Annotated in this window: 1 protein-coding gene and 2 pseudogenes; all 3 read left to right on the forward strand. The window is 69.7% G+C overall.

Annotated elements, in window-relative coordinates; genetic code table 11:
• Positions 1-267 (forward strand): annotated as a pseudogene (locus FKP22_RS31495) (hypothetical protein); the annotation flags it as partial.
• 97 nt (positions 268-364) lie between these two features.
• Positions 365-556, forward strand: a complete 192-nt coding sequence (thiS, locus tag FKP22_RS31500) for a sulfur carrier protein ThiS (protein ID WP_141292081.1) — start codon at positions 365-367, stop codon at positions 554-556.
• 4 nt (positions 557-560) lie between these two features.
• Positions 561-1,040 (forward strand): annotated as a pseudogene (locus FKP22_RS31505) (thiazole synthase); the annotation flags it as partial.

Consider the following 1,040-nt stretch of genomic DNA (forward strand, 5'->3'; position numbering starts at 1 on the left):
CTGGTCGAGCTGCTCGCCGCAGCGCACAGCGTGCTGCCCGAACTGGCCGAAGCGCGCCTGCTGCACCTCGAAGCCAACCTGCGCCCTGCCCTGCCGGACCATCACCCGCGTTGCCACGCCGAGCCCGGCCTGCTGCAGCTCAATGGCCTGTTCCGCCATGGCTGGCTGCTCGCGCCTGCCCTGGTGGACGACGCGCTGGCCGCCTGCGGCCTTGTGCCCAAGGAGACCCCACATGCTGACACCCATGTCCCTCAACTCGCGCATTGACGCGTCGCATGAGGAAACGCCGGGCCGCCCCCCAGTTTCCTCATCCCCCTCGGGGGGCCTGGCGCGAAGCGACAGGTCTGGGGGCGCACGCCTCGTGATGCTCAACGAACAGCCGCTGCCCTGGCGCGAAGGCCTCAGCGCCGCCGCGCTGCTGGCCGAACATGACCAGCCGGAGGACCGCGTGGCCACAGCGCTGAACGGCGAATTCCTGCCACGCCACGCCCGCGCCCGCACGCTGCTGCAGCCGGGCGACGAGCTCACCGTGTTCCGCGCCATCGTCGGAGGTTGAAACCATGATCGAACCCACTGCCTGGACCGTCTACGGCACGCCGCTGCAAAGCCGTTTCATGATCGGCAGCGCCGGCTACCCGTCCCCGCAGGTGCTGCAGGACGCCATCCGCGCCAGCGGCGCACAGGTCGTCACCGTCGGCTTGAAGAGGGCGCTCGCCGGTGTTGCCAATGATCGACCGGATAACGGCTTTGTCGCCCTCGCGCTGGCCAGCGGCGCGCAGCTGCTGCCCAACACCGCCGGCTGCCGCAGCGCCCGCGAGGCCATCACGCTGGCCCACCTGGCGCGAGAGCTGTACGACACGACGTGGTTGAAGCTGGAAGTCGTAGGCGACGAGCACACGCTGCAGCCCGATCCGTTCGAGTTGCTGGCCGCCGCCACGCAGTTGGTGAAAGACGGCTTCCAGGTCTTCCCGTATTGCCTGGACGACCTGGTGAGCTGCCGCCGCCTGCTGGACGCCGGCTGCGAGGTGCTGATGCCCTGG

The organism is Ideonella azotifigens, assembly GCF_006519715.1.
Lineage (GTDB): Bacteria > Pseudomonadota > Gammaproteobacteria > Burkholderiales > Burkholderiaceae_C > Ideonella > Ideonella azotifigens.

Excerpts from the sequence above, each read along its gene's own strand:
- thiS (WP_141292081.1), top strand. The coding sequence starts at position 365 with ATGCTCAACGAACAGCCGCTGCCCTGGCGCGAAGGCCTCAGCGCCGCC.